The sequence below is a fragment of the Pseudomonas sp. KH_040 genome (genome assembly GCF_057839305.1).
This window is the reverse complement of sequence record NZ_CM174487.1, coordinates 4,858,640-4,881,286: the sequence shown is the minus strand read 5'-3', so window position 1 is coordinate 4,881,286 and position 22,647 is coordinate 4,858,640. Positions and strand designations below refer to the sequence as shown.

24 protein-coding genes are annotated in these 22,647 nt (G+C 58.7%); 21 read left to right on the top strand and 3 right to left on the bottom strand.

Features of this window, described 5'->3' with window-relative positions:
- The first annotated feature begins 40 nt into the window (after positions 1–40).
- The 10 genes from AC3IUF_RS21665 (at position 41) to AC3IUF_RS21620 (ending at position 8,436) form a co-directional block, all read left to right on the top strand.
- Complete coding sequence (locus tag AC3IUF_RS21665) at positions 41–520, top strand: GNAT family N-acetyltransferase (RefSeq protein WP_123375482.1); 480 nt, start codon at positions 41–43, stop codon at positions 518–520.
- A gap of 160 nt (positions 521–680) precedes the next feature.
- On the top strand, positions 681–1,343 hold the full coding sequence (locus tag AC3IUF_RS21660) for a hypothetical protein (protein WP_489279272.1): 663 nt from the start codon (positions 681–683) through the stop codon (positions 1,341–1,343).
- Entirely contained in the window at positions 1,340–1,834 is a 495-nt protein-coding gene (locus AC3IUF_RS21655) for a PAAR domain-containing protein (protein ID WP_007908317.1), read from the top strand. The genes AC3IUF_RS21660 and AC3IUF_RS21655 overlap by 4 nt, the downstream gene beginning before the upstream one ends.
- Before the next feature lie 5 nt (positions 1,835–1,839).
- A complete protein-coding gene (locus AC3IUF_RS21650; protein ID WP_007908319.1) occupies positions 1,840–2,568 on the top strand; it encodes an alpha/beta hydrolase family protein in 729 nt (242 codons plus the stop codon).
- Between the two features lies 1 nt (position 2,569).
- Complete coding sequence (locus AC3IUF_RS21645) at positions 2,570–3,091, top strand: hypothetical protein (protein WP_007908321.1); 522 nt, start codon at positions 2,570–2,572, stop codon at positions 3,089–3,091.
- Positions 3,092–3,245: 154 nt separating this feature from the next.
- Positions 3,246–4,235 (top strand): 2-dehydro-3-deoxygalactonokinase, encoded by a 990-nt coding sequence (locus tag AC3IUF_RS21640; protein ID WP_007908323.1) that lies wholly within the window; start codon positions 3,246–3,248, stop codon positions 4,233–4,235.
- A gap of 19 nt (positions 4,236–4,254) precedes the next feature.
- Complete coding sequence (locus tag AC3IUF_RS21635) at positions 4,255–4,875, top strand: 2-dehydro-3-deoxy-6-phosphogalactonate aldolase (protein ID WP_489279269.1); 621 nt, start codon at positions 4,255–4,257, stop codon at positions 4,873–4,875.
- Positions 4,876–4,937: 62 nt separating this feature from the next.
- Entirely contained in the window at positions 4,938–6,086 is a 1,149-nt protein-coding gene (gene dgoD, locus AC3IUF_RS21630; protein WP_008085519.1) for a galactonate dehydratase, read from the top strand.
- Positions 6,087–6,260: 174 nt separating this feature from the next.
- Complete coding sequence (locus AC3IUF_RS21625) at positions 6,261–7,571, top strand: MFS transporter (RefSeq protein WP_322844389.1); 1,311 nt, start codon at positions 6,261–6,263, stop codon at positions 7,569–7,571.
- Positions 7,572–7,632: 61 nt separating this feature from the next.
- A complete protein-coding gene (locus AC3IUF_RS21620; RefSeq protein ID WP_489281690.1) occupies positions 7,633–8,436 on the top strand; it encodes an IclR family transcriptional regulator in 804 nt (267 codons plus the stop codon).
- On the opposite strand, the gene AC3IUF_RS21615 is transcribed toward AC3IUF_RS21620, so the two are convergent.
- Entirely contained in the window at positions 8,433–9,485 is a 1,053-nt protein-coding gene (locus tag AC3IUF_RS21615) for an NAD(P)-dependent alcohol dehydrogenase (RefSeq protein ID WP_007908332.1), read from the bottom strand. The two genes, AC3IUF_RS21620 and AC3IUF_RS21615, sit on opposite strands and share 4 nt — an antisense overlap.
- Before the next feature lie 193 nt (positions 9,486–9,678).
- Here AC3IUF_RS21615 and AC3IUF_RS21610 point away from each other — a divergent pair, with 193 nt between their 5' ends.
- On the top strand, positions 9,679–10,569 hold the full coding sequence (locus AC3IUF_RS21610; protein WP_123595172.1) for an AraC family transcriptional regulator: 891 nt from the start codon (positions 9,679–9,681) through the stop codon (positions 10,567–10,569).
- A gap of 183 nt (positions 10,570–10,752) precedes the next feature.
- Here the strand turns inward: AC3IUF_RS21610 and AC3IUF_RS21605 are convergent, their stop codons facing one another.
- A complete protein-coding gene (locus AC3IUF_RS21605; RefSeq protein ID WP_007908336.1) occupies positions 10,753–12,417 on the bottom strand; it encodes an electron transfer flavoprotein-ubiquinone oxidoreductase in 1,665 nt (554 codons plus the stop codon).
- Positions 12,418–12,968: 551 nt separating this feature from the next.
- Between AC3IUF_RS21605 and AC3IUF_RS21600 the strand changes: the two genes are divergently transcribed.
- The 10 genes from AC3IUF_RS21600 to AC3IUF_RS21555 all read left to right on the top strand — a co-directional run bounded on the left by AC3IUF_RS21600 (position 12,969) and on the right by AC3IUF_RS21555 (position 22,408).
- The gene (locus AC3IUF_RS21600; RefSeq protein ID WP_007908338.1) at positions 12,969–13,718 is read left to right on the top strand and encodes an electron transfer flavoprotein subunit beta/FixA family protein; all 750 of its coding nucleotides are present in this window, start codon (positions 12,969–12,971) and stop codon (positions 13,716–13,718) included.
- Positions 13,719–14,648 carry an electron transfer flavoprotein subunit alpha/FixB family protein gene (locus AC3IUF_RS21595; RefSeq protein ID WP_007908340.1) on the top strand — a complete coding sequence of 310 codons (930 nt, stop codon included), beginning with the start codon at positions 13,719–13,721 and terminating at the stop codon, positions 14,646–14,648.
- Between the two features lie 80 nt (positions 14,649–14,728).
- Complete coding sequence (locus tag AC3IUF_RS21590; protein ID WP_007908342.1) at positions 14,729–15,562, top strand: substrate-binding periplasmic protein; 834 nt, start codon at positions 14,729–14,731, stop codon at positions 15,560–15,562.
- A 9-nt stretch (positions 15,563–15,571) separates the two neighbouring features.
- Positions 15,572–15,928 carry a DUF4398 domain-containing protein gene (locus AC3IUF_RS21585; protein WP_176472319.1) on the top strand — a complete coding sequence of 119 codons (357 nt, stop codon included), beginning with the start codon at positions 15,572–15,574 and terminating at the stop codon, positions 15,926–15,928.
- Positions 15,925–16,737, top strand: coding sequence for an OmpA family protein (locus AC3IUF_RS21580; RefSeq protein ID WP_007908346.1), 813 nt, complete (start codon positions 15,925–15,927; stop codon positions 16,735–16,737). The genes AC3IUF_RS21585 and AC3IUF_RS21580 overlap by 4 nt, the downstream gene beginning before the upstream one ends.
- Positions 16,738–16,939: 202 nt before the next feature.
- Entirely contained in the window at positions 16,940–18,379 is a 1,440-nt protein-coding gene (locus tag AC3IUF_RS21575) for an aminotransferase-like domain-containing protein (protein ID WP_007908347.1), read from the top strand.
- A gap of 78 nt (positions 18,380–18,457) precedes the next feature.
- Positions 18,458–18,928, top strand: a complete 471-nt coding sequence (locus AC3IUF_RS21570; protein ID WP_489279266.1) for a translation initiation factor 2 — start codon at positions 18,458–18,460, stop codon at positions 18,926–18,928.
- 167 nt (positions 18,929–19,095) lie between these two features.
- Positions 19,096–19,350 (top strand): YkgJ family cysteine cluster protein, encoded by a 255-nt coding sequence (locus AC3IUF_RS21565; RefSeq protein WP_007908349.1) that lies wholly within the window; start codon positions 19,096–19,098, stop codon positions 19,348–19,350.
- A 41-nt stretch (positions 19,351–19,391) separates the two neighbouring features.
- Positions 19,392–19,997 carry an START domain-containing protein gene (locus AC3IUF_RS21560; protein ID WP_414894774.1) on the top strand — a complete coding sequence of 202 codons (606 nt, stop codon included), beginning with the start codon at positions 19,392–19,394 and terminating at the stop codon, positions 19,995–19,997.
- A gap of 317 nt (positions 19,998–20,314) precedes the next feature.
- Positions 20,315–22,408 carry an LTA synthase family protein gene (locus tag AC3IUF_RS21555; RefSeq protein WP_489279265.1) on the top strand — a complete coding sequence of 698 codons (2,094 nt, stop codon included), beginning with the start codon at positions 20,315–20,317 and terminating at the stop codon, positions 22,406–22,408.
- Between the two features lie 75 nt (positions 22,409–22,483).
- Here the strand turns inward: AC3IUF_RS21555 and AC3IUF_RS21550 are convergent, their stop codons facing one another.
- A complete protein-coding gene (locus tag AC3IUF_RS21550; protein ID WP_169432680.1) occupies positions 22,484–22,642 on the bottom strand; it encodes a DUF3309 family protein in 159 nt (52 codons plus the stop codon).
- Positions 22,643–22,647: the final 5 nt, after the last annotated feature.

Genomic DNA, 22,647 nt, shown 5'->3' with positions numbered 1-22,647 from the left:
CCTTAGTATGGCGTTTTCCTTTTTCCGACAAGGCCCGTCCATGACGATCGAAATCCGCCCGGCGACCCCCAGCGATGCCCCGCAAATCCTCGCCTTCATCACTGAACTCGCCGATTTCGAAAAGGCCCGCCACGAAGTCATCGCCAGCGTTGCCGACATCGAGCGCAGTCTGTTCGGCGAAGGCGCCACCGCCCACGGTCTGATCTGCCTGCGCGACGGGCTGCCGATCGGTTTCGCCGTGTTCTTCTTCAGCTACTCGACCTGGCTGGGCAGCAACTGCCTGTACCTCGAAGACCTCTACATCACCCCGGATCAACGCGGCGGCGGTGCCGGCAAAACCTTGTTGCGCCATCTGGCGAAAATCGCCTGCGACAACGACTGCGGCCGCTTCGAATGGAGCGTGCTCGACTGGAACACCCCGGCGATCGATTTCTACAAATCCCTCGGTGCGCAACCCCAGGAAGAATGGGTGCGCTATCGCATGGATGGCAAGGTCTTGCGCGAGTTCGCCGAGGGCTGATCAACAATGATGGCGATTCAGTGTTAATTCGTTTGTCGGTACCGCTCTAGTCCGGCATTCTACGCGCCATTTTTGCGCACTCACGGACGACACCTGCAATGCCTCTGGCACAATTTCTCCACGCCGGTGGAGCCTTCGCTGCGTCAACGAGTGACCGGCGATGAGCGGACTACGGGCGTCAATGCGTCTGTATGGCCTGGTGAAGAACTCAGGCTCAAGCGACAACCCCCAGCGTCAACCGGTCGATATTCTCTGTACGACGAACAGCACGGGCGGCACTGCCATTCGTGCGTTCGTGTCACGCCTTGATGCCGAGTTGATGACCCGCAGTGCCGGGCTCGCCGATTACCGCGTGATACCGCTGCGCACCTTCGATCCGACGGCGTTTATCGACGCTCATCAAGGCTGGCTGACGCTGCACGTCTGTTGCGGTTTCGTCGCCCCTGTCGGGCATTCGCTGCTCAAGGACCGCGGGTTGATGCCGATGGGCTGGTACGTCTATTCCGAGATCGGCCAGTGGACGGCCCAGCATCATCTCGACCTCGGCGCACAAATGGCTGAACTGCTGCAATCGACTTACGAGCGTAATCACCTGCGCAACTACAACGCCTGGCTCAACGAACTCGACGATGCGACGCCGGCCGAACTGGCCTGGCAAACCGACGAAGCCTGGCGGCACCTGCAAACCACCGCATCAGCCGACAGCCGTGAGCATTGCCACGCCCTGTTCGACCCCGTCGACAACCGCTGGCGCTTCGCCGCGACCGACATCGATATTCATCAGCTGCACCCGGAACCTCTGAAGCAAGGAGCTTTGAATTGAGTGGTAAACCCGCTGCACGCGTCACCGACCCGACCGCCTGCCCATTGCCAGGGCATGGCACCAACCCGATTGTTTCCGGCTCGCCCGACGTCTTCTTCGACGGCCTCGCCGCTGCGCGCATGACCGATAAATCGGCGTGCGGCAGCCCGATTACCGGGGCCGTTTCCGGCACGGTTTTCATCAACGGCCTGAATGCCGCCACGCTCGATAGCACTGGAGGTCACGGCAATGTCGTGGTCGGTGGTTCGGGGACGGTGATTATTGGCCAGAGCGGCGGCGGGGCGGCTTTTAGCGGGTTGTTGCCGATGCCAGTGCATTTTACGGACAGGTTGCAAGTGGTTAATGAAGCAACTGGCGAGCCCGTGCCCGATCATCCCTATGTGATTCAACGGGGCGATGGCAGCATGGAACATGGGATCACCAATGAGCAGGGCTTTACTCATATGGTCAGCTCTCATTTGGCCGAAACCATAAAACTGTTTGTAGAGTGATCGAAATGGAAGTCGCAAACCCTGCACTCAAAGATTGCAAAAACGAGGTGGTGAGTCATGAGTTGACTTGCAAAACCGACCAGACTGTAAAAGCTGTGGCAATCAAAATCAAAAAAATCGTCGTGTTTTTCATCGGCGGTGCTGGAGACAAGGAACCGTATTATCAAGATCAACCACCTCACGGTAACGTAACCAGTGCGCAGGTTTTATTGCCTAAAAAATTCAGCGACGCGCAAATTGGAAAAATAAAGTCGGTGTACCTTAGTTATAAGGATGTGCGCGGCAAGAAAGACATAGAAAAGTATGTGCTGAGTTATCTGAAAGGTGATAAATCAATTTATATAAGTATCGTCGGTCACAGTCTGGGAGGATGGAACGGCGCTCATCTGGCAGCCATACTCAAAGAACAGGGATTTACGGTGAAGTCCTTGGTCACGCTTGATCCAGTGGGCGGCGGACTGGGTGTCTGGCTGATTTCAGACATTTACGCCACCACCCCGAAGCCTGGTGCAGAGTACTGGATCAATATATTGGCTGCACCGGCGAAACCCAATCAGTCCGATGATGTCGCCGAGATGGGAGAACGCTGGGTCATGAGCTCGGGTCCTGATATCAATAAAGCGGTAGACACCAACCACGAAGATGCAGGCGTAATGTTCAAGGCGAGGATTCTTGGCGAACAGTCCGCATGTGATCTCATCGCTGAAAAAATGATCAAATATCTGGAGTCTTGACATGCGAGTGTTGCTTGCAATTCTAGTTCTTTGTTTGTGTGCTTCGTGCGCAAAAAGAGTGCCATTACCAGAGACCGAAATTGAATTTGTTTCTGTTACCAAGTCTGGACACAGTGCTCTTCTGGATGTTCGCTTCAGTTCAATGACTGATCTGTTGCGATTCTTCGAGATCAATGCCGGCCAACATCAGGTCGGCAATGCCTTGATCTGTTCAATGGATGAGAGTGGCTTCTTCGAAACAAAACAGGACCTGACCCGGTATCTCGAAGGGGAGGTCGTCGCGGTATTAAATGAATCTGCTGCGGGGCCATATGTGTATTCGGCTGAGGTCTCTGCGGTGCATACACCGGACGGTGGAACGCTGAGTACGTACTTCAATAAAAAACAACTGTTGATGGTATTGAGCGCGCGTCAGGTCGTGGCATGTAAATTCAGGACTGCTGCCTACGCTTACGGTCCGTATTACTCAAAATCAATGAATATTCCTGCCAGTGTTTTCGTTCAGGCGATAGAGCGTCAGTAGTGATATTGATAACGGTGAATCACGGATCTGTTCGAGGAGAGTGGGTAGACGTGATCATCCCAAAATATGGGATGCAAAATTACATATTGAGATTTAGCGCCTGAGAGGTCTATAGTCCGTCGCACTCACTGCCAAAAACAAAACAGGTGAAGCGATGCTGGCGCAATTGATCGCGCTCGACTGGGGGACGACCTCATTACGTGCTTACAAACTCGCGGCGGGCGGTGTGGTGCTGGAGCAGCGCGCGCTGTCGTCCGGGATCATGCAACTGCCAAAGACTCCGCGAGCCATCAACGGTCGCGAATGCGCCGATGGTTTCGAACTGGCCTTCGATGAAGCGTGCGGCGACTGGCTCGATGCGCAGCCGGATCTGCCGGTGATCGCCTGCGGGATGGTCGGCAGTGCGCAGGGCTGGCGTGAAGCGGCCTACTGCGAGACGCCGGCGAATGTCGCCAATCTCGGAAACTCCCTACAAACAGTTGTCAGCCTGCGCGGCACCGTTGTGCATATCGTGCCGGGCGTGATTCAGCGATCGCGTCTGCCGAATGTGATGCGCGGTGAAGAAACCCAGGTCCTTGGCGTGCTGCAGAATCTGCCGATTGAGGCGGGTGCCGATCTGTTGATCGGTCTGCCGGGCAGTCACTCGAAATGGGTCGACGTGGTCGATGGCTGCATCACCCATTTCGATACGTTCATGACCGGTGAAGTGTTCGCCGTGCTCAGTGAACACAGCATTCTCGGTCGCACCCAAAAACACAGTGCGACATTCGATGCTCTGGCGTTTGACCGTGGCGTGCAGGTTGCGCAGTCTGCAGATGGCGAGCTCGGCGTGCTGTCGACCTTGTTCAGCGCCCGTACCCTGGGCCTGACCGGCGAACTCAGCCCGACCGCGCAGGCCGATTATTTATCCGGCCTGATGATCGGCCATGAACTGGCGGCGCTCGCCAGCGCTCAACGTCGCCGTCGCAACAACCGGAATCTCCCTTCGATCATCCTCATCGGCAACGCGCAACTCTGCGCGCGCTACAGCCGTGCCCTCGATGCCTGCGGTTTCGCCAACGTGACGCTGGCCGAGCAGGCCACCGAGCGTGGCCTGTGGCAACTGGCGCTGGCCGCCGGACTGATCGATTCCTCATCCCGTTAACCCTGACTGGAGGCCTGACATGCTCAAGCAAGCATTGGCGCAAAACGGTCTGATCGCGATTCTGCGTGGCCTGCACCCGCAGGAAGCTGCCGCTGTCGGAGAAGTCCTGTATGCGGCCGGATTTCGCGTCATCGAAGTACCGCTCAATTCCCCGTCGCCGTACGAAAGTATCCGCATCCTGCGCACGACCTTGCCCGCCGATTGCCTGATTGGTGCCGGCACAGTGTTGACCCCGGAACAGGTCGAGTTGGTGAAAGAGGCCGGCGGGCAAGTGATCGTCATGCCGCACAGCGACGCCAAAGTGTTGCGCGCGGCAAAAGCGGCGGGGCTGTTCCTGTCGCCGGGCGTTGCCACACCGACCGAAGCGTTCGCGGCGCTGGCGGAGGGCGCGGACATTCTCAAGCTGTTCCCGGCCGAGCAGATGGGCCCGGCGGTCGTCAAAGCCTGGCTTGCGGTGTTGCCGGCGGGGACGGTGCTGGCGCCGGTCGGCGGTATCACGCCGGACAACATGCAGGCGTTTATCGACGCTGGCGTGAAAGGTTTCGGCCTCGGCTCCGGCCTGTTCAAACCGGGCATGACGCCTGAGCAAGTAGCGTTGAACGCCAAGGCCTACGTGGCTGCATGGAAGGCGCTTCGCTAAGACTTTATTGGCGCTGCGTGCGCTGCATCTAATAAGAGCTGCATTTACAAAAGAGAGCAGAGATGAAAATCACCAAACTCACCACCTTCATCGTCCCGCCGCGCTGGTGCTTTCTCAAGGTCGAAACCGATGAGGGCGTGACCGGTTGGGGCGAGCCTGTGGTCGAAGGCCGCGCCCACACCGTTGCGGCTGCCGTCGAAGAATTGTCCGACTACCTGATCGGCAAAGACCCACGCAACATCGAAGACATCTGGACCGTGCTGTATCGCGGCGGTTTCTACCGTGGCGGCGCCATCCACATGAGCGCACTGGCCGGTATCGATCAGGCACTGTGGGACATCAAGGGCAAGGCCCTCGGGGTGTCGGTGAGTGATCTGCTCGGTGGTCAGGTGCGCGACAAGATTCGTGTGTATTCATGGATCGGTGGTGACCGTCCAGCCGATACCGCGCGTGCGGCGAAAGAGGCGGTGAGCCGTGGTTTTACTGCGGTGAAAATGAACGGCACCGAAGAACTGCAATTCCTCGATACCTTCGAGAAAGTCGATCTGGCGCTGGCTAACGTTGCCGCCGTGCGTGACGCGGTCGGGCCGAACGTCGGTATCGGCGTCGACTTCCATGGCCGGGTGCACAAGCCGATGGCCAAGGTGCTGATGAAGGAACTCGATCCGTACAAATTGATGTTTATCGAAGAGCCGGTGCTCAGCGAAAACTACGAAGCGTTGAAAGAGCTGGCGCCGCTGACCAGCACGCCGATTGCTCTCGGTGAGCGGCTGTTCTCGCGTTGGGACTTTAAACGCGTGTTGAGCGAAGGCTACGTCGACATCATCCAGCCGGATGCTTCCCACGCCGGTGGTATCACCGAAACCCGCAAGATCGCCAACATGGCTGAAGCCTACGACGTCGCGCTGGCGCTGCATTGCCCGCTGGGGCCGATTGCGCTGGCGGCGTGTTTGCAACTGGACGCGGTTTGTTACAACGCGTTTATCCAGGAGCAGAGCCTGGGCATCCATTACAACGAGAGCAATGACTTGCTCGACTACGTGAAGGATCCGCGGGTGTTCGATTACGACAAAGGTTTTGTGAAGATTCCGAACGGACCGGGCCTGGGTATCGAGATCAACGAGGAATACGTGATCGAGCGCGCGGCGGTCGGCCACCGCTGGCGCAACCCGATCTGGCGTCATGCCGATGGCAGCTTTGCCGAGTGGTGAGTACTGCCTGACACACCCGATGAGATCGTCCCCACGCTCTGCGTGGGAATGCCTCAATGGACGTTCTGCGTCCGCTTTTGGGACGCAGAGCGTCCCGGGCTGCATTCCCACGCAGAGCGTGGGAACGATCAGGCCTCAGGCCGACCTCAATAAACATAAAAAGAGGCTCTCCCCATGCAACCGCAAACCCTCACCGGGCAGGCGTCTTTAGTCACGCCCAGCCGTAAGCGTTTTTTCATCATGGTGTTGCTGTTTATCACCGTGGTCATCAACTACCTCGACCGCAGCAACCTGTCGATTGCTGCGCCGGCGCTGACCAGTGAGCTGGGCATCGACCCGATTCACGTCGGCCTGATCTTCTCTGCGTTCGGCTGGACCTACGCCGCCATGCAGATCCCCGGCGGCTGGCTGGTCGATCGCGTGCCGCCGCGCATTCTTTACAGCGTCGCTTTGTTGTTGTGGTCTGTGGCTACGGTGATGCTCGGTTTCGCTGCGAGTTTCATCGCGTTGTTTGTATTGCGCATGGCGGTCGGTGCGCTGGAAGCGCCGGCGTATCCGATCAACAGCCGCGTGGTCACGACGTGGTTCCCCGAGCGTGAACGCGCCACGGCGATTGGTTTTTACACCTCAGGGCAGTTCGTCGGTCTGGCATTCCTGACCCCGGTGCTGGCCTGGCTGCAACATGAATTCGGCTGGCACATGGTGTTCGTCGCAACAGGCGCTGTCGGCATTATCTGGGCGGCGATCTGGTACGCGGTGTATCGCGAGCCACGGGATTTCAAAGGTGCCAACGAGGCGGAAATCGACTTGATCCGCGAGGGCGGTGGTCTGGTCGATATTCAGCAAGAGTCGGCCAAGGTCAAAGCCAAATTCAGCTGGACCGATTTGGGCATCGTTCTGACCAAGCGCAAGTTGTGGGGCATCTACCTCGGCCAGTTCTGCCTGAACTCAACGTTGTGGTTTTTCCTGACGTGGTTCCCGACTTATCTGGTGAAGTATCGCGGCATGGACTTCATCAAGTCAGGCCTGCTGGCGTCGCTGCCGTTTCTCGCCGCGTTCGTTGGCGTGTTGTGTTCGGGGTTCTTTTCCGACTTCCTGATTCGTCGCGGCTACACCGTCGGCTTTGCGCGCAAGTTGCCGATCATTGGTGGACTGCTGATTTCCACCTCGATCATCGGCGCCAACTTCGTCGAGTCGACGCCGCTGGTGATTGCTTTCCTGGCGCTGGCTTTCTTCGGCAACGGTCTGGCCTCGATTACCTGGTCGCTGGTCTCGACCTTGGCACCGGCACGTTTGCTCGGGCTGACCGGAGGAGTGTTCAACTTCATCGGCAACCTGTCGGCAATTGCCACACCGATCGTCATCGGCTTCCTCGCCAGCGGCGATTCGTTCGCGCCGGCGATCACCTACATCGCGGTTCTCGCATTGATCGGTGCCTTGTCCTACGTGTTGCTGGTCGGCAAGGTCGAGCGTATCGAGTTGTAGTGGTCTGCGTCGGGCGACCATAATGCCGCCCGTTCCCTCGCTCAACGGTAAAAGGCTGGATATGCAGGAAGACGCTCCGGAAAAAACCAAGGACGCCGCGCCCACCGGCACGCAGACGCTGTTGCGCGGCCTCGGTGTGGTGCAAGCGGTGGCCAGCGGCGCCCGCGATCTAAAGGAGATTGCCCGGCTGATCGGCACAACGCGCAGCACCACCCATCGTCTGGCCAGTTGCCTGGTCGACGAGCGCTATCTGCGTGTGGTGCCGCAAGTCGGTTATCTGCTCGGGCCGAAGCTGATCGAGCTGGGTTTTCAGGCCCGCGAAGAGTTGCCGCTGGTGACCTTGGCCGGGCCGTATCTGGACGAGTTGTCGGCGCTGACCGGCGACACCGTGCACTTGGGGGTTCGTGAAGGCGATGAAGTGCTGTATCTGCTGAAGAATCCGGGGCGCAATGGCCCGGAAATGCGTTCGCGGGTCGGCCATCGCATGCCGCTGGCACGCACCGGGATCGGTAAGGCGTTGATGCTCGATGATTCGCCGAAAGATTGGCAACGGCTGTACGACATCAGTCTGCCGGCGGGTGGGAAAAGTCAGTTCTGGCCGCAGCATCCCCAGCAGTCCTGGGAACAGCTGGAGCAGCGCATGACCGAGTACGTCGCCGGCGGCTACGCCTTCGATCTGGAGGACAACGAACCGTCGATCCGCTGCGTGGCGGCGCCGATTCGCGATGCGAGCAAGGGCATCGTGGCGGCGATCAGTATCGCCAGCACCGTGCCATACATGCCGCTGGAAAAAATGGCCGAGCTGATTCCCCTGATCAAAGGGGTCACAGCCCGGCTTTCGGCGGAACTCGGTCTAAAGATTTAAACCTTGAGCGTCGCCATGTCGATCACGAAACGGTACTTCACGTCGCCGGCGATCATCCGCGCGTAAGCCTCGTTGATCTGGCGGATGTCGAGCATTTCGATATCGCAGGTGATGTTGTGTTCGGCGCAGAAATCCAGCACTTCCTGGGTTTCAGCGACGCCACCGATCAACGAGCCGGCCAATACGCGACGGCTCATCACCAGTTTGCCGGCGTGTACCGGTGGATCAATCGGCTCGATCAGACCGACCAGAATGTGCACGCCGTCGAAGCGCAGGGTGTCGAGGTACGGGTTGAGATCGTGCTGCACCGGAATGGTATCGAGCAGGAAGTCGAAGTAACCGGCAGCGGCTTTCATCTGTTCGGCATCGGTGGAAACGATCACGTGATCGGCACCCTGACGACGACCTTCTTCTGCCTTGCTCGCCGAGCGGGTGAATAGCGTCACCTCAGCGCCCATGGCCTTGGCGAACTTGATGCCCATGTGGCCCAGACCGCCCATGCCGAGAATCCCGACCTTGTCGCCAGCCTTGACGCCGTAGTGCTTGAGCGGCGAGTAGGTGGTGATGCCGGCGCAGAGGATCGGCGCGGCGCTGGCCAATGCGAGTTTTTCCGGAATGCGCACGACGAAGTGTTCACTGACGACGATGCTGTCCGAATAACCGCCCATGGTGTTGCTGCCATCGACCCGATCCGGGGTGGCGTAGGTCATGGTCGGGCCTTCGAGGCAATATTGCTCAAGGTTCGACTGGCACGCTTCGCAGGTACGGCAAGAGTCGACCATGCAGCCAACGCCGACCAGATCGCCTACTTTGTGTTGGGTGACATTCGCACCGATCGCGGTGACTTTTCCGACGATCTCGTGGCCCGGCATCAACGGGTAAACGGCGATGCCCCATTCGTTGCGCGCCTGGTGGATGTCGGAGTGGCAGACGCCGCAGTAGAGAATCTCGATCGCTACGTCGTCGGCGCGCGGGCTGCGACGTTCGAACTTCATCGGGGCGAGGGGGGTGGTGGCCGATTGGGCGGCATAGCCGATGGCGGTGTACATGTGAAACCTCGCAAAAGCAGGAACAAGTGAGGCGGCGCATTTTGGGCGTCGACTGACCGGTCGGCCATGACGATTCCTCCGGGTCTCATGCCTAATCCTCCGGCATACGGGTTTGATCGGTCGCATTGGCAAAAGGATCTGCCATGATGTTTTCATCCCCCTGTTTTCGTGATTTTTTGTGAAGAACAATTCGATGCAATTGACCCGTCATCTTGATGCCAATGCGCGCCTGGTTTCGCTGATCGAACCGCTGGCGCTGCGCGACGGTTACTCGCCTACCGGGTTGCCCGGTGTGCAAGTGTTGCGCGCCAGTTGCGATGTCGCCCGTGGCCCGCACATTTACGAGCCGAGCCTGATGATCATCGCCCAGGGCAGCAAACTGGCGTTTCTCGGGCCGCGCACCATGGAGTATGGCGCTGGGCATTACCTTATTCAGGCGCTGCCGGTGCCGTTCGAGTGTGAGACGTTTGCCTTGCCGGATGCGCCGTTGCTCGGGGTGTCGGTGGCGATTGATCGGGTGTTGCTCGGTGAACTGGTGCTGGCCATGGGGCTGGCGCCGGGCCGGCATATCCCGGCGCAGACGCCGGAGTCGATGACCTCGGTGGTGCTCGACGATGGCATGCGCGGCTGCGTCGAGCGCTTGCTCAGTTGCCTGCACGATCCGCTGGAATGCCAGATTCTCGGGCCGGCGCGGGTGCGGGAGTTGTTGTTCGTTGCATTGCGCGGGCCGCAGGCCGATGTATTGCGCGCGCTGGTCGAGCAGCAGGGGCAGTTCGCGCGGGTGGCGGCGTCGATCAGCCATCTGCATGCGCATTACACCGAGCCACTGAATGTCGAGACCCTGGCCGGTTGCGCGAACATGAGCGTGTCGACCTTTCATGAGCACTTCAAACGCAGCACGTTGTTGTCGCCGGTGCAGTATTTGAAGCGCTTGCGTTTGTTGAAGGCGCAGACGTTGTTGGTCGCCGAAGGGCTGGGTGTGGCGCAGGTGGCGCATCGGGTGGGGTATCAGAGTACGTCGCAGTTCAGCCGTGAGTACAAGCGCTACTTTGAGCGCAGCCCGGGTGATGAGCGCGCTGCCTGAGGATTGACACAATCCCTGTGGGAGCTGGCTTGCCAGCGGTGAGGCCGGCACATTCAACATAGATGTCGCCTGATCCACCGCCATCGCTGGCAAGCCAGCTCCCACAGGGGGTGATGCGATGCACTAAATTTTGGGCAACAAAAAGGCCCCCAAATCGGGAGCCTTGATGTTCAGCGGGTCGACTTACATGTTCGGATAAGTCGGGCCACCAGCGCCTTCCGGCGTGACCCAGGTGATGTTCTGCGCAGGGTCCTTGATGTCACAGGTCTTGCAGTGCACGCAGTTCTGGGCGTTGATCTGGAAGCGCTTCTCGCCGTCTTCCTTGGTGATCACTTCGTACACACCGGCCGGGCAGTAGCGCTGTGCCGGTTCGTCGTACAGCGGCAGGTTCTTGCTGATCGGGATGCTCGGGTCGGTCAGCTTCAAGTGGCAAGGTTGTTCTTCTTCATGGTTGGTACCGGAGATGAACACCGAGCTGAGCTTGTCGAAGCTGAGTTTACCGTCCGGCTTCGGATAATCGATCTTCTTGCAGTCGGCCGCGAGCTTGAGGCAAGCGTAATCCGGCTTGGTGTCGTGCAGGGTGAACGGCAGTTTGCCGCCGAAGATGTTTTGATCGAGCCAGTTGAAACCGCCGCCAACGATGGCGCCGAATTTGTGGATCGCCGGGCCGAAGTTACGGCTGGCGAACAGTTCGTCGTAGAGCCAGCTCTTCTTGAACGCGTCGACGTAAGTGGTCAGCTCTTCAGTGCCGTCCTTTTCCGCGAACAGCGCGTCAGCCACCGATTCGGCGGCGAGCATGCCGGACTTCATCGCAGTGTGGCTACCTTTGATCTTGGCGAAGTTCAGGGTGCCGAGGTCGCAACCGATCAGCGCGCCGCCCTTGAAGACCATTTTCGGCAGCGAGTTCAGGCCACCTTTGCAGATCGCGCGGGCGCCGTAGCTGATGCGCTTGCCGCCTTCCAGATACTGCGCCAGCACCGGGTGATGCTTGAGGCGCTGGAACTCGTCGAACGGCGACAGGTAGGTGTTGCTGTAGGAAAGATCGACGATCAGACCAACCACCACTTGGTTGTTTTCCAGGTGATAGAGGAACGAACCGCCGGTGTTCTCGGTGCCCATGATGTCCAGCGGCCAACCGGCGGTGTGCACCACCAGGCCTGGCTGGTGTTTGGCCGGGTCGATCTCCCAGATTTCTTTCAGGCCGATGCCGTAGTGCTGAGCGTCGGCATCGCTGTCGAGGTTGTAGCGCTTGATCAGCTGCTTGCCGATGTGGCCACGGCAACCTTCGGCGAACAGCGTGTATTTGCCACGCAGTTCCATGCCCGGGGTGTACAGGCCTTCTTTCGGATTGCCTTCGCGGTCGACGCCCAGATCACCGGTGATGATCCCGCGCACCACGCCTTGCTCGTCGATCAGTGCTTCCTGAGCGGCGAAGCCCGGGTAGATTTCTACGCCGAGGTTCTCGGCCTGCTGGGCGAGCCAGCGGCACAGGTTGCCGAGGGAAATAATGTAGTTGCCTTCGTTGTGCATGGTCTTGGGCACAAAGAAGTCAGGAATTTTCTGCGCGCTTTCGGCGTTTTTCAGGACAAAAATATCGTCGCGGGTGACCGGAGTGTTCAGCGGCGCGCCGAGTTCTTTCCAGTCCGGGAACAACTCGTTCAGAGCGCGTGGTTCGAACACGGCACCGGAGAGGATGTGTGCGCCGACTTCGGAGCCTTTTTCGACCACGCAGACGCTGATTTCCTTACCGGCTTCGGCGGCCTTCTGCTTCAGACGGCAGGCGGCGGACAGGCCAGCGGGGCCGGCACCGACGATGACCACGTCGAATTCCATGTATTCGCGTTCCACAGGCTATCTCCTACTCAAGGCTCAACAGTTTTTTTTCTAATTTGGAGGTTTGATGTCGCATCCGCTATTCCTTTACGTTAACGTCAAGGGGAATATTGGAGAACAGACCTTTCTCTCTAGGCGGCGCATTATATCTACACCACTCCGAGCGTCCAATACAAACGTTTGTTTGAATCGGCTCCAGCCCAGAGAAATCAAAGAAGCGCGGCTTATGAATGGTCATTTTGCTGTATTGACCGGAATAGGCGTTCCGGTCAAGATACGGTCGGTTTTGCGCTCGTCGTAGGCAGACTGGCGGTTTCAAGAGCACGTCTAAAGGCAGGGCACAGGTGGTCGAGAGTGCTGCGCAGCGCAGTCTGGCGCGCAGTTTACACAGCGTGAGGATCAATGACTTGTCGGTCACCACTGACGAACGGTCGCACCCCCTTCACATCGTGGAATCACTTCGCACCCCGGTCGGCGTTTTTAGAGGTGCCCTTTTAGCCTGATGAGCATCAACCGCCAGGTTCGCCTAGGCGACTTTCTTTTCACCGGAGAGTAACGAGGAATCCATGAAGGTTCTTGTAGCTGTCAAACGCGTTGTGGATTACAACGTCAAGGTTCGCGTCAAGGCGGACAATTCCGGCGTCGATCTCGCCAACGTCAAGATGTCGATGAACCCGTTCTGCGAAATCGCAGTGGAAGAAGCCGTACGCCTGAAAGAGAAAGGTGTTGCGACTGAAATCGTCGTCGTCTCCATCGGCCCGACCACCGCTCAGGAGCAGCTGCGTACCGCACTGGCTCTGGGTGCCGACCGTGCCATCCTCGTCGAATCCGCTGAAGATCTGACCTCGCTCGCCGTGGCCAAGCTGCTCAAGGCTGTGGTCGACAAGGAACAGCCGCAACTGGTGATCCTTGGCAAACAGGCCATCGACAGCGACAACAACCAGACCGGCCAGATGCTCGCTGCACTGAGCGGCTACGGTCAGGGCACGTTCGCCTCGAAAGTCGAAGTCTCCGGCGACAGCGTTGCCGTGACTCGCGAAATCGACGGCGGCGCGCAGACTGTTTCGCTGAAACTGCCGGCAATCGTCACCACCGACCTGCGTTTGAACGAGCCGCGCTACGCGTCCCTGCCAAACATCATGAAAGCCAAGAAGAAGCCTCTCGAAGTGCTGACTCCGGACGCTTTGGGCGTTTCCACCGCCTCCACCAACAAGACCCTGAAAGTCGAAGCGCCGGCTGCACGCAGCGCAGGTATCAAGGTCAAGTCGGTGGCTGAACTGGTCGAGAAACTGAAAAACGAAGCGAAGGTAATCTAAATGACTATCTTGGTTATTGCTGAACACGACAACAAAGTGCTGGCCCCGGCCACACTGAACACCGTGGCTGCTGCGGCCAAAATCGGCGGCGACATCCACGTTCTGGTTGCCGGCCAAGGCGCTGGCGCCGTGGCTGAAGCCGCTGCGAAAATCGCAGGCGTGAGCAAAGTCCTCAACGCTGATAACGCCGCTTACGCGCATCAGCTGCCGGAAAACGTTGCTCCACTGGTAGCTGAGCTTGGCGCTGGTTACAGCCACATCCTGGCTGCCGCTACCTCCAACGGCAAAAACATCCTGCCGCGCGTTGCTGCGCAGCTCGACGTTGACCAGATCTCCGAGATCATCTCGGTTGAAAGCGCTGATACCTTCAAGCGTCCGATCTACGCCGGTAACGCCATCGCTACCGTGCAGTCCACCGCTGCGATCAAAGTGATCACCGTGCGTGCTACCGGTTTCGATCCGGTAGCTGCTGAAGGTGGTTCGGCTGCTGTTGAAGCCGTTGGCGCTGCACACGACGCGGGCACTTCGAGCTTCGTTGGCGAAGAACTGGCCAAATCCGATCGTCCAGAGCTGACCGCAGCCAAGATCGTCGTTTCCGGCGGCCGCGGCATGCAGAACGGCGACAACTTCAAACACCTGTACGCTCTGGCCGACAAGCTGGGCGCTGCGGTGGGTGCTTCGCGCGCCGCCGTCGACGCAGGTTTCGTACCGAACGACATGCAGGTCGGTCAGACCGGCAAGATTGTTGCGCCACAGCTGTACATCGCCGTCGGTATCTCCGGCGCGATCCAGCACCTGGCCGGTATGAAAGACTCCAAAGTGATCGTTGCGATCAACAAGGACGAAGAAGCGCCGATCTTCCAGGTGGCCGATTACGGCCTGGTGGCGGATCTGTTCGAAGCCGTACCTGAGCTGGAGAAGCTGGTCTAATCCAGCGGCTTCACTTATAAAGAGCCCGACCTTTTGGTCGGGCTTTTTTTTGTTTCGGATTTGAGTGGGAGCTTTTTGCCATGGATCTGCGCTGCGGATTGCATTACTCGGTATTGCTGGGATTGGCCCTGTTGTCAGGTTTGGCCACGGCCGCGGGCAAGTGCGAGCGCCTCGTCGTCACCGGCAGCCCGGATGCGCCGCCGTACCTGTGGCAGGACCCGCAGAATCCAAAGCAGTTGATCGGCGCCAGTGCCGACCTGTTGCAACAAGTCGCCAAAGACCTCGGCATCAAAGTCGAACTGCTCTACGCCGGCAAACGCTCGCAAGCCCTCGATGAAGTGCGCAGCGGGCGCATGGACATGCTGGCCGATGCGCCGCTGACCTTCAATGAACTGGAAAACTTCGACTACATCTATCCACCGCTGCTGGAAAACGACTATCTGGTGTGGACGCGTAAAGGCTCGACACTGGTCTATAGCGAGGCCAAAGACTTGCATGGCCACACCGGTGCGATGTCGGAAAAGTCTCGCATGACCCAGGCATTCGGCGTTTTCGCCGAGCAGAATCTGACCCTGACACGGACAGCCAACCTCACTCAGGCCCTGCAGAAATTGCTCCTCGGTGAAGTGGAATATGTACTCGCCGGCCGCTACTCAGGCATGGCCGCCGCGCAGGCATTGGGCATGACCAATGACCTGCTGGCGTTCGAGCACCCCGTCGACCGCCCGGGGCTGTTTCTTGCGGTTTCGCATAACTCGGCATGTAACGATCCGTGGTTGCGCGGACAGTTGGCCAAAAAGATGACAGAATTGCCCGCGTCCGGACTGACGGAAGCCGCGCTGCAACGCAACATCGAGCGCTGGAAGGCGCAGCAGCAACAGCCGCAACAACCCGTCAGTGCCCCAAAACAGTAGGGATTCTTAGTGAGTATTCGACCTCTTTTCGCGGCGATGGCCGTTCTGGCCCTGGCCGGTTGCGCGACCGATCCGGCACCCGTTGAACAAATGCGCCTGACCGAGCAAGCCATAATCCAGGCCAAGGCTGTTGGCGCCACTGCTGACGAAGTGCCGGAAATGAAACTGGCCGAAACCAAGTACAACCGCGCCAAAGGCAACATGGCGGACGAGTCCTACCGCAACGCGCGCATGCGTTCGGAACAGGCTGAACTGGATGCTCGTCTGGCCGAAGCCAAAGTGTTGACGCAAAAAAGTGAAGAACAGCTGAATGTGCTCAACACCCGCATCGTCCGTCTGCGCAAGCAACTGGGAGATGCCCAATGAGCCTCAAATCCAAAGTCCTCGGCGGTCTGATACTTGCCGGTTGCGCCAGCCTGTACGGCTGCGCCGGTCAACACAGCGAATCCGCACTGCAAGAGGCCAGCGCCGACTTCCAGAAGGTCAAGGAAGATTCCAATGTGCTGCGCATCGCGCCGAAAGACGTGATCCGCGCCGGTGAGTCGCTGGCCCGTGCCGATCGCCTGTCGACCTACTGGGGCAGCGGCTCCGACGTGGTGCATTACGCCTACCTGAGCCAGCGTTACAGCGAAATCGCCCGCGAGCACACCAATCAGGTGCTCAACGAAGAGCGCGCAGCCAAACTGGAGCTAGAGCGTCAGCGCTTGCAACTGGCCCTGCGTGAATCCAAGTTGCTCAGCGTGCAGCAGCAGGGCAAATGGCTGGAAGAACAGATCGTCGCACTGGCCACCACGCAGACCGACCGTGGTCTGGTAATGACCCTCGGTGATGTGCTGTTCGACACCGGTGAAGCGGAGCTGAAAAACTCGGCCAACCGCGTGGTGCTGAAGATCGTCCAGTTCCTGCAATTGAACCCCAAACGCGTGGTGCGTATCGAGGGGTACACCGACAGTACCGGTGGCAAACAGGAAAACCTCAAGTTGTCTCGTGATCGCGCGCAATCGGTCGCGGATGTGTTGATAGATCTGGGCATCGACGACAAGCGCATTCAGGTCGAAGGCTACGGCGACGAATACCCGGTGGACGCCAATGCTTCCGAGCGTGGGCGGGCGCAGAATCGTCGTGTGGAAATTGTCTTCTCCGATGAAAAAGGCCAGCTCGGCGCCGCCCGCTGAGGGCTGCGTCTCTGGAAAGCCCGGACTGTCATGCAGTGCCGGGCTTTTTTACGTCTGTCGAATAGCCCGCAAATCAGTACAGTCAGGGGCAGACACCGCACTGTATGGTCGAGTAATGTGACAACTGTCCCAGTACACTTCTAAACTGTTCCGGTATTGTTTCACACAAGAATAAAATGCCCGTGAAATCGAGTGCTGCGTCATGACCAATCTCTTGCTCTACCAACGTATTGCTCAGCAACTGGCCGAAGACATCCGCCGTGGCGTCTATCAACCGGGGGAGCGCGTGCCTTCGGTGCGCAAGATGAGTTCGCAGCTCAACGTCAGCCATGCGACGGTGTTGCAGGCTTACGCCAATCTCGAAGATCAGGGCTTGATTAGGGCGCGCCCGCAGTCCGGGTATTACGTGCACCAGACACCTGCACTGACGGCGCCGACGCCGGACATTGCCCGGGTCGAACGGCCAGGCTTGGTTACCCGCAGCAGCATCATTCAACAGGTGTTGGTCGAATCACGCCGAGAAGGCGTGTTTCCGCTCGGCGCGGCTGTGCCGAGTGTCGACTACTTGCCGGTGCGCGCACTGCATCAGCAACTGGCCAAGGTCACGCGCTTCCATAGCCCGCGTGCTTTCAGTTACATGTTCAGCCCCGGTTTTGAGCCGCTGCGCCGCCAGGTGGCGATCCGCATGCGCGATGCTGGTGTGGTGGTCGATCCGTCAGAAGTGGTGATCACCCATGGTTGTGTCGATGCCTTGCAGATGTCGTTGCGCGTACTGACCCGCCCGGGTGATCTGATCGCCGCCGAATCGCCGACCTATTACGGATTGCTGCAACTGGCCGATCTGCTCGGCCTGAAAGTCATCGAGATTCCGAGCGATCCCGCGACTGGCATGAGCCTCGAAGCCCTGCAACTGGCGGCCAACCAATGGTCGATCAAAGCGTTGGTGCTGACCACGCGACTGAGCAATCCGCTGGGCGGCACCATGCCCGAAGAGCGGCAGAAACAGTTGCTGCGCCTGGCTTCTGATTTCGATATTCAGATTGTCGAAGATGATATCTATGGCGAACTGATGTTCGAGCAAGGCAAGACCAAAGCGCTCAAGGCGTATGACCGACTGGATCGGGTGATCTACTGCTCGAGTTTCTCCAAAACCTTGTCACCCGGTGTGCGCATCGGCTGGATGATCGCCGGCAAGTATCAGCAGGAAATCCAGCGCTTGCAGACCTTCAGCACCCATTCGGCGTGCAGCGTGACGCAGATGGCGATTGCCGCTTATCTGGAAAACGGCGGTTATGACCGGCATTTACGGTACATCCGCCAGGAATACCGGAAAAACCTCAGCGCCTTCCAGTTGGCGGTGCAGCAGTACTTCCCCGAAGGCACGCAAATGACCCGGCCCACGGGCGGTTTCATCCTCTGGGTGAGCTTGCCGGGGAGGGTCAATACCCAGGAGTTGCATGTTCGCGCGTTGCAGCAGGGTATCAGTATTGCCCCGGGGCTGATCTTCAGTAATACCGAGCAGTTCAACCACTGTATTCGCCTGAACTGCGGGATTCCGTGGAACCGCGAGGCGGAGCGGGCGCTGATGACCCTGGGCATGCTGGCGACGCAACTGTGTCAGGAAACCGCTGGCGGATTCTGAACGAGCGGTGGGTGACGCTTGTCTTGTCGCGTCCAACAAGCGAGCATATGGCCCTCTGCCGTTAGTGTCGTTGGGTCCATGAAAGCGATTTTTCCTGCCGCTTGGGTGTTGCTGGGTTTGCTGATGATCGGTCATGCGCCTGGAGCCGTGGCCGCTGCAGTTCAGGAAAAACCGGCTGCGACGAGTGCCGCTAAAAAAGCCACGTCTGCGCCAAAGGCCGTTCCCGCGAAGAAAGCCCAGCAAATAGTCATCAAGAAACGCAAGCCGATCGCTTCCAAATCGAAGCCTGCCAGCGAAGTGGTGAAAGCCAAGTTGCCGCCGGCAAAACTCGATTTGAGCCTGCCCAAGGACATGGTCCAGGAACTGAAGCCCAAGGGCACGGTTGAATTGCCCAAGCGCGAGCCGATCCTGCCGCAGATGTTTGGCGAGAAAAACAACGGATTCCAGCTCAACGGCCGCTTGCTCAGCAACGAAATGCAGTTGCAACTGCGCAACGAAGAGCGCCGCGAAGTCGAAGGTGCCGCGCTGGATTTCGAATTCAAACAGTAAAACCAACCCATCTGTGACCCGCAGACCAGACGCTTTGTCGGAGACTGGTCAGTCACATTGAGTTATCGCTAAAAACCCCGGTTCAGGCAATTTGAAACAGCCGTTTTAGCGGTTACTCTGTTCCGCGTCTCTATTTACACATCGCCCGTCGCGAGGAATTGTTCGTCATGAAATGCCGTGAAGGCTGTGGCGCTTGCTGCATTGCCCCATCCATCAGTTCGCCGATTCCCGGCATGCCTGATGGCAAACCTGCCGGCGAACGTTGCGTGCAGCTTTCGGTCGAAAACCTGTGCAGCATTTTCGGCCGCCCGGAGCGTCCGGCAGTCTGTTCGGGCTTTGCTGCGGATGTCGAGGTCTGCGGCAGCAGCTCGGAAGAAGCGATCAGGCTGATCGGCTGGTGGGAGCAAATGACGGCGGCGTGATGTGTCAAACGAACGGAACTTCAACAATAAGGAATAAGACTATGGGTTCGCTGCATCGTATCGCTGTGTTGTGTGGTTTGACCGCTGTGCTGGCCACGTCCGTCGCTCAGGCTGAAGACTGGAAAGTCGCCAAAAACGAGGACGGTATCAAGGTGTCCCTCAGTGAAGTGCCGGGTTCGGACTACAAGTCCTACCAGGGCGTTGTGCTGATGAAAACCACCGTCGCCAAACTGCGCGCACTGCAGGAAGATGTCTCCGGCGCGTGCGCCTGGATTCACGAATGCAAGACCCAGAAACTGCTCAAGCACGAAGGCGATCAGAGCTGGACCTACACCCAGTTCAACACGCCTTGGCCAGTTACTCCGCGTGACTCGGTGCTGAAGGTGACCACCGTTGAAGGCGCCGATGGCAGCCTGACCCGCAATCTGGAAGGCTTGCCGACGTACATGCCGGAAGAAAAGGGCTTTGTCCGCGTTCAGCAGGTCAAAGGCTTCTGGAAGTTCGTGCCCAAGGGCGACCAGGTTGAAGTGACTTATCAGGTGCACACCGAGCCAGGCGGCAGCGTGCCGGCGATGGTTGCCAACAAGTTTGTCGTCGATGCGCCGTTCAACACCTTGAAAGCTCTGAAAGAACGCGCCGAGAAGTAATAAGCGCGCTCTACACAAAACGCCCCGACCGATACGGGGCGTTTTGTTTTCTCGCAATATTGTGTTTCCAGATATGCGTTGCACGAAATTTTCACAAAGTGTTCCTGACAATTCGCCCGCGCTGTTTGCACGCTTTCCCGGTTTGCCATGGCTCTAGATGAAAGTGTCTGGCGGCGGGGCAGTAATCAATGGCAATGGTGCAGGTGATCGTGCAACATTTGCGCACCGCGCACGCCCCGGGGTCTGGAATGACCAATAGAGGGCATGGCGCCGCTGTATTTTTTGCAACTTCAACTTCCAATGGGTCCTAAAACGACATGGCAAACCCGGACGCCCTGAATCAGCAGCGATCTTCTGCTCGCCTGCTGCAACCGACCGTCAAATCGCATCTGGCCTACACGCTGCTTTGCGCGCTGGTCATGATGGTGATGTTTTCCGTGCTGCGCCTCGCGCTGCTGGTCTACAACCGCGAGATGATCCTCGATACCCCGGCTTCGACCTTTCTCGAAGCCTTCGCCAACGGCCTGCGTTTCGACCTGCGCCTGGTGGTTTACGTGTGCATTCCGCTGGTGCTGGCACTGTTCAGTGCCCGCGCCATGGCCGCTCGCGGTTTCTTCCGCCTGTGGCTGACCATCGCCTCGAGCATCGCGCTGTTCCTTGGCCTGATGGAGATGGACTTCTATCGTGAGTTCCACCAGCGCCTCAATGGTCTGGTGTTCCAGTACGTGAAAGAAGACCCGAAAACCGTGATGAGCATGCTCTGGTACGGTTTCCCGGTGGTTCGCTATCTGCTGGGATGGGTCATCGGCACTGTCATCCTCACCCTGGCGTTCAAAGGCGCCGACCGTGCCACGCGTCCGCGCGGACCGTTCAGTGGCGGCAGCGTCAGCACCCGTCAAGTTGCGCCGTGGTACACCCGTCTTGCGGTGTTCATGGTCTGCCTGCTGATCTGCGTGGCTGCCGCCCGTGGCACCTTGCGTCAGGGCCCGCCGATGCGCTGGGGTGATGTCTACACCACCGATTCCAACTTCGCCAACCAGCTCGGCCTCAACGCCACGCTGTCGCTGATCGAGGCCGCCAAATCTCGCATGGGCGAAGATCGCGACAACATCTGGAAAGCGACGTTGCCGCAAGAGCAGGCGCAGAAAGTCGTGCGCGACATGCTGCTGATGCCAGACGAAAAACTGGTCGATGCCGATATTGCCGCCGTGCGCCGTGATTACACGCCGCCGGCCGACAAGACCCTGCCGATCAAGAACGTTGTGGTGATCCTGATGGAAAGCATGGCCGGTCACTCGGTCGGTGCATTGGGCGCGCCAGGCAACATCACGCCATACCTGGACAAACTGTCGAAGGAAGGTCTGCTGTTCGACCGCTTCTTCTCCAACGGTACGCACACCCATCAGGGCATGTTCGCGACCATGGCCTGCTTCCCCAACCTGCCAGGTTTCGAATACCTGATGCAGACCCCGGAAGGCAGCCACAAGCTGTCCGGCTTGCCGCAGGTGCTCAGCGCCCGCAACTACGACGACGTATACGTCTACAACGGCGACTTCGCCTGGGACAACCAGTCGGGCTTCTTCAGCAACCAGGGCATGACCAACTTCGTTGGCCGTAATGACTTCGTCAACCCGGTGTTCTCCGATCCGACCTGGGGCGTGTCCGACCAGGACATGTTCGACCGTGGTCTGCAGGAGCTCAAGGCGCGGGAAAACGGCAAGCCGTTCTACGCGCTGCTGCAAACCCTGTCCAACCACACGCCGTACGCCTTGCCGACGCCATTGCCGGTCGAGCGCGTGACTGACCGTGGCAGCCTCAACGAACACTTGACCGCCATGCGCTACTCCGACTGGGCACTGGGTCAGTTCTTCGAGAAGGCGCGCAAAGAGCCGTACTTCAAGGAAACCCTGTTCGTCATCGTCGGCGACCACGGCTTCGGCAACGAGCGCCAGATCACCGAGATGGACCTGGGCCGCTTCAACGTACCGATGCTGATGATTGCACCGGGCATCCAGGAGAAGTTCGGTACCCGTGACCACACCGTGGGTACGCAGATCGACATCGTGCCGACCATCATGGGCCGTCTCGGTGGCGAAGTGCGTCATCAGTGCTGGGGCCGCGATTTGCTCAACCTGCCGGAAGGCGACACCGGTTTCGGTGTGATCAAACCGTCGGGCAGTGAGCAGACGACCGCCATCGTCACCGCCGACCAGATCCTGGTGTTGCCAAGAGACAAGGACATGGGGCCGAAGATGTGGCAGTACCAGCTAGGTGCCAACCCGCACGCCGAAGTCATTCCAAATGCACCGCGCACTGCCGAGTTGAAACTCAAACTCGAAGCGTTCCTGCAAACGGCGACCAAAAGCCTGATGGATAACACCGCTGGCGTCATTCACGGCAAGCCGGATTGATCGCTCACTGCCAGTAAAATCCGCGCAATAAAAAAGAGGCCCTGAACAGGGCCTCTTTTTTTGCCGGTTACATCGTTATATCCGACCGAGTAACAGCAGCACCAACAGCACCACCAACACCACGCCGATAATCCCCGATGGACCGTAACCCCAACTTCTGGAGTGCGGGAAGACCGGCAGACCACCGATCAGCAACAGGATCAGGATAATGATAAGAATTGTGCCCATGTCGATTTCCT

Coding starts and splice junctions, on each gene's coding strand:
- AC3IUF_RS21565 (WP_007908349.1), top strand. CDS start 19,096: ATGAAATGCCGTGAAGGCTGTGGCGCTTGCTGCATTGCCCCATCCATC.
- AC3IUF_RS21575 (WP_007908347.1), top strand. CDS start 16,940: ATGACCAATCTCTTGCTCTACCAACGTATTGCTCAGCAACTGGCCGAA.
- dgoD (WP_008085519.1), top strand. CDS start 4,938: ATGAAAATCACCAAACTCACCACCTTCATCGTCCCGCCGCGCTGGTGC.
- AC3IUF_RS21645 (WP_007908321.1), top strand. CDS start 2,570: ATGCGAGTGTTGCTTGCAATTCTAGTTCTTTGTTTGTGTGCTTCGTGC.
- AC3IUF_RS21610 (WP_123595172.1), top strand. CDS start 9,679: ATGCAATTGACCCGTCATCTTGATGCCAATGCGCGCCTGGTTTCGCTG.
- AC3IUF_RS21625 (WP_322844389.1), top strand. CDS start 6,261: ATGCAACCGCAAACCCTCACCGGGCAGGCGTCTTTAGTCACGCCCAGC.
- AC3IUF_RS21595 (WP_007908340.1), top strand. CDS start 13,719: ATGACTATCTTGGTTATTGCTGAACACGACAACAAAGTGCTGGCCCCG.
- AC3IUF_RS21650 (WP_007908319.1), top strand. CDS start 1,840: ATGGAAGTCGCAAACCCTGCACTCAAAGATTGCAAAAACGAGGTGGTG.
- AC3IUF_RS21570 (WP_489279266.1), top strand. CDS start 18,458: ATGAAAGCGATTTTTCCTGCCGCTTGGGTGTTGCTGGGTTTGCTGATG.
- AC3IUF_RS21635 (WP_489279269.1), top strand. CDS start 4,255: ATGCTCAAGCAAGCATTGGCGCAAAACGGTCTGATCGCGATTCTGCGT.
- AC3IUF_RS21615 (WP_007908332.1), bottom strand. CDS start 9,485: ATGTACACCGCCATCGGCTATGCCGCCCAATCGGCCACCACCCCCCTC.
- AC3IUF_RS21600 (WP_007908338.1), top strand. CDS start 12,969: ATGAAGGTTCTTGTAGCTGTCAAACGCGTTGTGGATTACAACGTCAAG.
- AC3IUF_RS21660 (WP_489279272.1), top strand. CDS start 681: ATGAGCGGACTACGGGCGTCAATGCGTCTGTATGGCCTGGTGAAGAAC.
- AC3IUF_RS21580 (WP_007908346.1), top strand. CDS start 15,925: ATGAGCCTCAAATCCAAAGTCCTCGGCGGTCTGATACTTGCCGGTTGC.
- AC3IUF_RS21590 (WP_007908342.1), top strand. CDS start 14,729: ATGGATCTGCGCTGCGGATTGCATTACTCGGTATTGCTGGGATTGGCC.
- AC3IUF_RS21665 (WP_123375482.1), top strand. CDS start 41: ATGACGATCGAAATCCGCCCGGCGACCCCCAGCGATGCCCCGCAAATC.
- AC3IUF_RS21560 (WP_414894774.1), top strand. CDS start 19,392: ATGGGTTCGCTGCATCGTATCGCTGTGTTGTGTGGTTTGACCGCTGTG.
- AC3IUF_RS21555 (WP_489279265.1), top strand. CDS start 20,315: ATGGCAAACCCGGACGCCCTGAATCAGCAGCGATCTTCTGCTCGCCTG.
- AC3IUF_RS21620 (WP_489281690.1), top strand. CDS start 7,633: ATGCAGGAAGACGCTCCGGAAAAAACCAAGGACGCCGCGCCCACCGGC.
- AC3IUF_RS21640 (WP_007908323.1), top strand. CDS start 3,246: ATGCTGGCGCAATTGATCGCGCTCGACTGGGGGACGACCTCATTACGT.